The sequence below is a fragment of the Streptomyces sp. NBC_00513 genome (genome assembly GCF_041431415.1).
Taxonomy (GTDB): domain Bacteria; phylum Actinomycetota; class Actinomycetes; order Streptomycetales; family Streptomycetaceae; genus Streptomyces.
The window spans coordinates 110511-118406 of the sequence record NZ_CP107847.1 but is presented as its reverse complement, the minus strand read 5'-3'; the positions used below and the strand labels follow the sequence as shown (position 1 = coordinate 118406).

Annotated in this window: 9 protein-coding genes and 1 pseudogene; 3 read left to right on the top strand and 7 right to left on the bottom strand. The window is 70.0% G+C overall.

Annotated elements, in window-relative coordinates:
• Positions 1-1200: 1200 nt before the first annotated feature.
• Complete coding sequence (locus OHA84_RS38660; RefSeq protein WP_266977056.1) at positions 1201-1860, top strand: hypothetical protein; 660 nt, start codon at positions 1201-1203, stop codon at positions 1858-1860.
• Entirely contained in the window at positions 1857-2333 is a 477-nt protein-coding gene (locus tag OHA84_RS38655) for a hypothetical protein (protein ID WP_266977055.1), read from the top strand. The genes OHA84_RS38660 and OHA84_RS38655 overlap by 4 nt, the downstream gene beginning before the upstream one ends.
• A 987-nt stretch (positions 2334-3320) precedes the next feature.
• On the opposite strand, the gene OHA84_RS38650 is transcribed toward OHA84_RS38655, so the two are convergent.
• The 7 genes and pseudogenes from OHA84_RS38650 to OHA84_RS38620 form a co-directional block, all read right to left on the bottom strand.
• Positions 3321-3845: a hypothetical protein gene (locus tag OHA84_RS38650; protein ID WP_266977054.1), complete on the bottom strand. Its 525-nt coding sequence runs from the start codon at positions 3843-3845 to the stop codon at positions 3321-3323.
• A gap of 17 nt (positions 3846-3862) precedes the next feature.
• Positions 3863-4135: a hypothetical protein gene (locus tag OHA84_RS38645; RefSeq protein WP_266977053.1), complete on the bottom strand. Its 273-nt coding sequence runs from the start codon at positions 4133-4135 to the stop codon at positions 3863-3865.
• On the bottom strand, positions 4135-4368 hold the full coding sequence (locus OHA84_RS38640; protein WP_266977052.1) for a hypothetical protein: 234 nt from the start codon (positions 4366-4368) through the stop codon (positions 4135-4137). Before OHA84_RS38640 ends, OHA84_RS38645 begins: the two co-directional genes overlap by 1 nt.
• Positions 4369-4639: 271 nt before the next feature.
• On the bottom strand, positions 4640-5116 hold the full coding sequence (locus OHA84_RS38635) for a hypothetical protein (RefSeq protein ID WP_266977050.1): 477 nt from the start codon (positions 5114-5116) through the stop codon (positions 4640-4642).
• 404 nt (positions 5117-5520) lie between these two features.
• Positions 5521-5781: a hypothetical protein gene (locus OHA84_RS38630; protein WP_266977049.1), complete on the bottom strand. Its 261-nt coding sequence runs from the start codon at positions 5779-5781 to the stop codon at positions 5521-5523.
• Positions 5778-6572, bottom strand: a complete 795-nt coding sequence (locus OHA84_RS38625) for a hypothetical protein (RefSeq protein ID WP_266977047.1) — start codon at positions 6570-6572, stop codon at positions 5778-5780. Before OHA84_RS38625 ends, OHA84_RS38630 begins: the two co-directional genes overlap by 4 nt.
• Before the next feature lie 85 nt (positions 6573-6657).
• Positions 6658-7176 (bottom strand): annotated as a pseudogene (locus OHA84_RS38620) (terminal protein); the annotation flags it as partial.
• 529 nt (positions 7177-7705) lie between these two features.
• On the opposite strand from OHA84_RS38620, the gene OHA84_RS38615 reads away from it, so the two are divergent.
• Complete coding sequence (locus OHA84_RS38615; RefSeq protein ID WP_266977045.1) at positions 7706-7864, top strand: profilin family protein; 159 nt, start codon at positions 7706-7708, stop codon at positions 7862-7864.
• Positions 7865-7896 lie beyond the last annotated feature (32 nt).

Below are 7896 nucleotides of genomic sequence, written 5' to 3'. Positions count from 1 at the left end.
CGCTGCGCGCTATGCAAGGGGAGCGGTCGCTGCGCTCCCTTGGCCCACGCGGAGCGTGGGCGCCTCCCTCCGCTGCGCTCCAGGAGGCAGTGGGGCCGGCCGCTGCGCGCCCGGCTGGCCGCGCGGTGCGCGGCCCGTGGCGGCGGGGTCGAGGGGTGCGGGCTAGTGGGGGCTCAGGTTGGGGAGTTGGGGAGTCCTGCGGACTCCTGGGCGGGTCCGCTGCGCTCCCCCGCCTGACGGTCCTTCCGGCTGCGCCTCCAGGACCGTTGGGGCCCGCTGGCGCGGGCCGGGCTGGCTACGAGATGGGGGGTCGCTCGTTCGTGTGGGTTCTAGTGTACCGCGTGCATCGGGTTGATGCGGCATGTACCGTTGGCGGAAATACGGGACACCCCCCTACTGCCCGGGCGGGGCGCGGTTTTTGATGCAAAGTTGCACCGGAATTCGGTTTCACACACTGGCGCGAGGAATGACGAATTGGGAAGTTGGCAGCCCGAGCCACAGAACGGTACCTCAGATATCGGAAAGTTCGAATTCCGGCGTGCGGAGGTACCGGAGCCGAACGGCCCCCAGGGCCGGGCGGCGGAACCGACCACCGGCACCAGCCACGCTTCCTCGCTTTTGATCGTTACGGTCGGCACCACCCGAGACCCAGAGCCGCTACTGCCGCCTACGGTCCGCAGCTGCCGCGCGGACCCGCACGCGAAGCCTGGCCCGCCACGTCCGTGCCCGGCCCGCAGCCGCCGCGAACGGGGCCGGAGACCCGGCCCCAGACTGCGGCGTGTCGGTGGTTGATCACGGCCGCGTGATCCGGTATCACGCGCGCACACGCTCTAGAGGGGGAGCGAGATTCCGCATCGCCCCAGGTCAGCGCGTTTTGGTGCCGCTGGGAGTATCACCCCGGGGTGATAAATCGAGGGGCCAGTTATCGCCCGGGGGTTATAAAACCACGTCGGTTTGTGCACCAGGGAGACAATCCGCCGGGCGAGTCCCACGGGGCCGGGCGTTGGATTGTGCACTGGGGAGACATTCGGGACGGGTGGGGCGTTGGGGTCGCTCGCGGATCGGCAGGGGGGAGAAATCACCCCCGGGTGATAACGACACGCCGAAAGTGCAGTGGGGAGACACGAAAGTGCGCCAGGGAGACAATCGCGTATGCTGCCGGTGCCTGGCCCTACCGATCTTGAGGAGCGGACCACCGCGATGACTGCACAGCCCCAGCAGCAGCCGCGCCGGAGGCCGGCCTCGCCCGGAGCTCCACCGCCTCCCCCGCCCAGCGCCTTCCGGGCGCCCGGGGCGCTGCGGCGTACCAACGTGGTCAACCTGCCGGACGGCTACCGGGCCAGTGTCGAGCCGCCGGTCACCAGCGACGGCTTCCTGGGCGACGACTTCGTCATGGACAGCCAGGAGTTCCTGTGCTGGCTCTCGGACTATTACCGCGACGACATCGTCACCCTGAGGCTGATCATCAGGATGATGGGGATCCAGAAGCCCGGCGGGACCGTGGAGGCGACGCAGAGCAAGTTGGCCGGACTTCTGAAGGTCAAGCAGAGCCAGATCTCCCGGTCGCTTAAGGACACCGGTGCCCTCGGGGTGACCGCCAAGGTGAAGGCCGGGCTCTACCAGCTCCACCCGCGGCTCTCGCTGCGGGGCGGCCGGGTGCCGGTGGAGCCGAAGGCGGGTATGCGGGCACAGGGGACACTGAAGGTCGATCAGCTCTCGCTGCTGGACGCCATCGAGGACAACCCGGATCTGCCCGAGGTGTTCAAGGAACTGCGGCAGCTCCCGAAGCCGGAGCAGAAGCCGCTCCGGGAGGACAAGGCGCGTGCCCAGGCCCGCGCCGAGGAGGATGGGACGTCATGACGATCGCTGTGGAGCACGTCGCGCCGGAGTACGTCTGGACGGCCAACAACGCTCTGGTGTTCGCCCCGCGTGGCATGCCACCGTCCGCGTACCCCGTGCTGATCCACCTCCTGGGCCGTCAGGAGCCGGGCGGGCGCTGCCTGGTCACTCACGGCACCCTCGCCACCGAGCTCGGCATCACTCGGACGAAGATCACTCGCGCCCTCCAGCACCTCGCCTTCGCCCGGATGGTGTGGAAGGAGGGCAACGGCGCCTACCGCCTCAGCCCGCTGATCGCCGGGTTCCGGACCCCAGCCGAGCAGCTGCAGGCCATCGGGGCGATGGATGACGACGACCGCTTCGATCACCCCGACTTCCAAGAGCGCTACGAGCAGCAGATCGAGGCGTACGAGGAGGAGAAGCGGGCCAAGGCTGCCGAGCGGCAGCGGCGGCTGGAGCCGCCGATCGACCTCGCCGCGCGCCGGCGAACCTGAGCCTCTTCCTCACCGAAGCGGCGTTGCACCCACCGGTGCGGCGCCGCTTCTCGCGTACGGAAGACGTACGGCCGGAGCGGTGGCAGCAAGCGGATTGCAGCAGCCGTGTCCGTGTAGTCGGCTCCGGTGCAGCAGCCGGCCGTGCTGCATTGGTGAGGTCGGCCTTGCTACACGTGCAGCACCCTTGTGCCGCCCGGGTCGGGCACATGCTGCACCGCGAGCCAAACGGCCGGGGCAGCACCCGGCCTTGCACCCCTCTGCTGCCCTTGCACCCTTCTCCACCAGGAGCAGCAGCCCGTGCAGCAGGACGGGCAGCAGACGGAAGGGTGCAAGCGCCCGCCGGTGCTGGAGGATCCCCGACGGGGCTCCCTCGGGGCCCGCTGGGGGCGGTCCGAGCGGGACGCAGCCGGGCACCGTGGCGACGACCTTCTTGCACCCCAATGTAGGTAAGTAGTTGTAGTACCTATCTGCGGGTTGAACTCTCTTCCCCCTGAGAGCAGAGCTCGCGGCCGGGAGAGGGAGAACACCGGCGCCGAGGACGAGCCGCGGCGAGCATGGCCGGGGAGCCCCCGCCCCCAGTGCCGCCCGAGCCGCTGTACGCCGCTGTGAGGGCCTGAGAGGCCCGTGATCGACTCTCGGGAGTCCAGAGGAGCTCAGAGCGCCGCAGGAAGCCGCACAGCGCCGGGAAGGATCATGCGGGCCCCGGGTGCCGGGTGCGGCGGCAGGCTCTGCCCGGCCGTGCGAATGCTGCGCACCAGAGCCATCGGGATCACACCTTCGCGTCAGCGAGGTCCACCGCAGCTTCCACTACCGGTACCTCGCCTACGGCGGGTGAGGAAGAACGCGTTCGTCATCTGGTCAGTCAGTCCTAGGTATTCCTCTTACGCGAGCGATCCCTCACCAGACGACGGACCCGATCCCTCACCAGACGACGAACATGCGGAGAGGCCAGCCGTGATGCCCGCAGGCTCCCGCAGACCTCTCAGGTCACAGCAGGCCCTGCGCGAGGGTCTCGCAGTGCCCCAGGGACGTTGCCGCCAGTGCGAGGTCGCCTTCAGCCGCGGCCCGGCGCGCCAGGTCCATCACCGCCAGCATGTTCTGCAGCGGACTGTCCTGGCCTTCGGTGCCGGCTTCTTCGAACCGGGCGAGCAGCACGCGGTCGGCCTGGTCCAGGACGTCGGACCAGACGTAGCCCAGCGCCTGGGGGTCCACGCCGGTCAGCGTCGTCAGCCACAGGTCGGCGTGCGACTGGAGCTGCTGCTCGGCAGTGCGGTAGTCCAGGACGGTCCCGCAGGGCATCGAGCCGTCGTCGGGGTGGGACGCGGCCGCGGGCCACGCGGGCAGGCCATCGGAGTGGGCGGGGCACAGGAACACGAGCCAGGCCGCGCCCGGCCCGTCGTCCTGCGCCGGGCCTTCGCGGAGCGTGGCGGCTTGGAGGGAGCACCCCGCCAGGGCGGTGCGGAGCCCGCCGAGGACGCGGTTGGCGGAGAGCTGCTGGATGAGGTGGGGCACCTCGGCTCCTTCGGCGGCTAGACCTCGAGGTACGCGACCACGACCACGGTCCGCAAAGCCGAAACCCAGTACAGCAAGCGGACCCGCTCGACGTCGTCGGCGTACTCGCGCAGCTGGGGGCCGGCGGCGCTGCCGGGGATCGGCGCGCCGACCTCGGGGTCGACGGAGACGACGACCAGGGCGCGGTCCAGGGCGTGGATGTCCGCCTCGCTGGTGATGTTCTCCAGCTGCTTCGCGGCGGAGTCGGAAAACGTGATCCGGGCGCGGCGCGGGCCGTGCGGTGCGGGCATCAGGCGACGGCCGGGCGCTGGGCGGCGAGGCGGGTGAGGTGGGCCTCGCGCAGCTCCTCCCACGGGGTGCACTGCTCGGGGTCGGGCACGCCGTTGGTGGCGATGTCCTCCAGGACGGCGGCGAACCGGTCGGCGTCGGCGCGGGTCTTGGCCGCGTACGCGCGCACCGCGTCGGCGGCCGCGGGATCCAGCTGCCGGGCGGCGGTGTCGGCGGGGGCCGGCTGTTCGCTCATCGAGGGCTCCAGGGGGCAGAACTGGCGTGTCTCACCACGGTATCGCCGGGCTGCCGGGCTCGGGACCAGTCCGGCCGAACCCGTCTCCGTGGCTACGTTCCGTACTGCTCACATGCGCTCGGGAGATCAACTCTTACGTGTCACGCTCCACCCCGAAAACGGCCCCTGGAGAGCCCTACGACCCTGAGAAACGGACAAACAGGGACAGATTCGGGGCAGCGTGACACGTAAGAGTTGATCTCCCGAGCGCATGCGTGACAATTACTCTCCGTCAGCGTGACACCAGGTCGGGCGCTTCGCCGAGGCGATCGGGAGCGGCGTCGACCTGCTGCTGCCAGGCCGACAGCCAGGTGGTGAGCTCATCCTCGGTATAGCGGGTCGCCTTCCCCTCCAGGCTTCCGGTCGGCACGGGGATGCCACGCCTTGGCGAGTGCCCTCGCATGTACTTGCGAGCCGTGGGAGCCGTCCAGGGCAGGATCTTCTTCGCGCACGCTTCCGTCAGCGAGTACCTGGGAGGAGCCGGGGGCGGCTCGGGCGCAGTCGTGGACTGCTGCGGTCGGCGCTCGTGCTCAATCACCGGTTCCATCGCGGCCAGGATGCGGCGCAGGGGGGCGTCCGGGGCGCCGGCCGCGAGGGCCTGCGCTGCCAGCTCGGCCACGGTGGAACCGGCGGCGCGCAGGCTCGCCACCCTGCGATTGCGTAGCTCCACCGCGTCCGCGAGGTCTTTGAGCAGCTGCTTCCAGTCCATGTCCCGCACAACGTCCGTGGTCGGGCGGGAGTGACGGGCAGCGGCATGTGGGCAATCGGGGTCCGGGCGAGGTGGAGGGGTGCAACGCGGGGGTGCAACACGCCTGCTCGCGTTGCACCGGAGGCGTCTTCGCAGGTCAGGCCCGCAACAGGGGTCTGTTGCAGTGTGTTGCGCGAGTGCGTTGCACAGCAGTGTTGCACCCCGTATGCAACCGAGGGTGACGAACGCCGAGGTTGCGGGTCTGGGGCCTCACAGCTCACAGGCCGGATGGTCTGAAAGCTGTTCACCAGGGAAAATAGCCCGCTACCTCATAGGCAAACAGGGCATACAGTCGCATTTAGCCTCACAGCTCACAGGCTGGCCGACAGGGTGTTGTGAGGTGTTGTCGTCGCTCAGCGTGAACCTCACAGCAAGCGCGGGGGGAAGCACGCGCACTGCCCGCACTCGTCGCATCCGGCGCAGTCGAGGCAGAAGGCGAGCGGCCATGGCCCGGGGCAGGAGCAGATCGGGTTGTAGTCGGGGTCGCCCTGGCCGGGGTAGAGCGGCTCGCCGAAGGGCGGCTCGGTCCAGGCGTCGACGGTCCCGTCGGCGCGCAGTTCCTCGTAGTGGTGGCCGATGTCGCTGTGCTCCTCCCAGACGGCGACGACCTCCTGGCCGTGCTTCATGCCCGGCTCCCCGGCGGGATGGCGCGGGTGAGGAACGCGGCGAGTTCGCCGGCGGCCTCGGAGTCGGCGGTGGCGAGGCGGGCCGCGAAGGGCAGCTGGTCGACGTCGACGCCGGCCACGAGCTGGGTGAGGGCCGCGAGCAGCGCGGCGTGGGCGAGGACCGGCGGGTGCAGGAGGCCGGCTGCGGCTTCGCGGGCGGCCGGGTCGGCATAGTGCCCGCGGTGCGCGGCGAGGGCGCGAGCGAGCCAGGCGTCGACGTCGGACTGCACGTACGACCCGGCGCGACGGGTGAGCTCGTCGCGGACCGCTTCGTCGCCGTGGCGGGGCTCGGTCTGATCCAGGGTGCCGAGGTCGCGCAGCGCCTGGAGCTCGTCGGCGCGGGCCGCGACCCGGGCAGCTTCCCGCAGCTCGGCTTCCCGGGCGGCGGCGGCCGCGGCGTCGGCGGCGAGCTCGGCCTGGACGACGTCGTCGGCGTCCGGGTCGTAGACGGTGCCCGGCAGCACATCGGCGAGCAGCTGGTCCAGGCGCTCCCACTCCGCGAGCTCCGCCCTGCCGCGGACGTCGTCGCCCAGGTCCTCGTGCCGGGAGTTCTGCCGGGCGTCGAACCGCGCGTCCTCGAGGGCCGCCGCGACCGCGCCGGCGTCCATGCCCTTCGCCCGGCGCCGTACGACGCGACGGCCGATGCGGGCCGGGTCAGCCGGCTCGCGGGGCACGGCCATGCGCGGGGTGAGCGGTCGACGGGTACCACCGCCGGGCGGCCAGATCCTGGTCATCATCGGCCTCGCTTTCATGGTGAGAAGTCAGGGCGGGCCGCCGCCAGAGCGCTGTACGGCGGCCCGCAGATCTGGTTTATAGCAGGTTTGGAATTCGGCCGGGTCAGAACCGGAAAGAGATTGACGACACGGATGTGAAATCCGCGCGGAGGCCATCCGCTCGTGTGCCCCATTCCGTGAAATACGACTCCGTGATGGCCTCGGCGACGATCGGATGCAGCTCTTCCTCCGTCGCATCGGCTGCCTGGAGCTCCAGGATCTGCTTCACGTAGGTGGGCGAGATGTCCGTGGTGATCTGGCGCTCGCGGCCATCGTCGGAGCTGCCGGTGCAGGTGAATCCGAAGTACGCCGTCACCTCCACCATCATCCCTCTGGAGGTGGAGGCCTATGCGCGTGCCTGCGCCCTGACCTGCGGTTGCCACTCAGATTCGGTCGCTTCCACCAGGGCGTCCTGGAGCCGCTTCTGCCGCTTCTTCAGCTTCCCGGCACGGTAGCGCTCGATCGTGCGGGTCGAGGTGCCCACACGCTCCGCCAGGCTCCTCGCTGACCCCGTCATCTGCGTGAGGAGGAATTTCACCTGTGCATTGGCGGACTTCGGCGCGGGCCGGATGAAGACCTTCCTGTAGGGTCCCGAACCGCGTGTCATCTTCCGCGCGGCGATGTCATCCCGATGTCATTTTCGACATGGCTGTGGGATCCATGCCTTCCGCGCTGGTACTTCGCCTCTTCATGTACGGGGCCACTCCGGCTGCCATCGGTGCGTCCGGACCGGGGCAGGACCCGGCGGTCGACGGCCATCCGGGCCGTCTGGCACAACGCGGGTGGGGCTGCGATGGGGCAGCGGAGCTGGAGACGTCGGTACGGGTGAGCATCCGGTGTGGTGACGAGGCCGTTGCCGAGGGCCTGGAGTGGTCGGTCCCGCTCGGGCTGCTGCGGACCGCCCGGCCGTGGCGGAACCTCGTTGATGTGCTGCTCGTTTCAGCGCGCAGCCCGGTCCGGCCGTCGAGGCCCTCGCGCGCCCCGATACCCGGGACTCCGTACGCAACCCTCGGGCCGGGTGAGCAGCACGGGCCCAATCCGGTTAATCGCGGCAAGAAGGCAGCAAGCTGCACGTGCCGTCCGAGGCCCAGGGCCTGTCGCTGGTTGTGGCGGTGTCGGGTGCGAACCTTAAGAAGCGCGCCACGGGCGTCGTTCTGGTCAGGACCAACACCGCGCTCCTGATCGGCTACTCCGACGACCGGCAGCAGCCGGGCGACGCGGCCCTGGAGGTCGAGAAGCTCGCCGACTACCCTATGGAGTACGGCTACTAGACGCCCCGCAGGATACGGGAAGATGGGCGGTG

Excerpts from the sequence above, each read along its gene's own strand:
- OHA84_RS38660 (WP_266977056.1), top strand. The coding sequence starts at position 1,201 with ATGACTGCACAGCCCCAGCAGCAGCCGCGCCGGAGGCCGGCCTCGCCC.
- OHA84_RS38655 (WP_266977055.1), top strand. The coding sequence starts at position 1,857 with ATGACGATCGCTGTGGAGCACGTCGCGCCGGAGTACGTCTGGACGGCC.
- OHA84_RS38645 (WP_266977053.1), bottom strand. The coding sequence starts at position 4,135 with ATGCCCGCACCGCACGGCCCGCGCCGCGCCCGGATCACGTTTTCCGAC.
- OHA84_RS38640 (WP_266977052.1), bottom strand. The coding sequence starts at position 4,368 with ATGAGCGAACAGCCGGCCCCCGCCGACACCGCCGCCCGGCAGCTGGAT.
- OHA84_RS38635 (WP_266977050.1), bottom strand. The coding sequence starts at position 5,116 with ATGGACTGGAAGCAGCTGCTCAAAGACCTCGCGGACGCGGTGGAGCTA.
- OHA84_RS38630 (WP_266977049.1), bottom strand. The coding sequence starts at position 5,781 with ATGAAGCACGGCCAGGAGGTCGTCGCCGTCTGGGAGGAGCACAGCGAC.
- OHA84_RS38625 (WP_266977047.1), bottom strand. The coding sequence starts at position 6,572 with ATGAAAGCGAGGCCGATGATGACCAGGATCTGGCCGCCCGGCGGTGGT.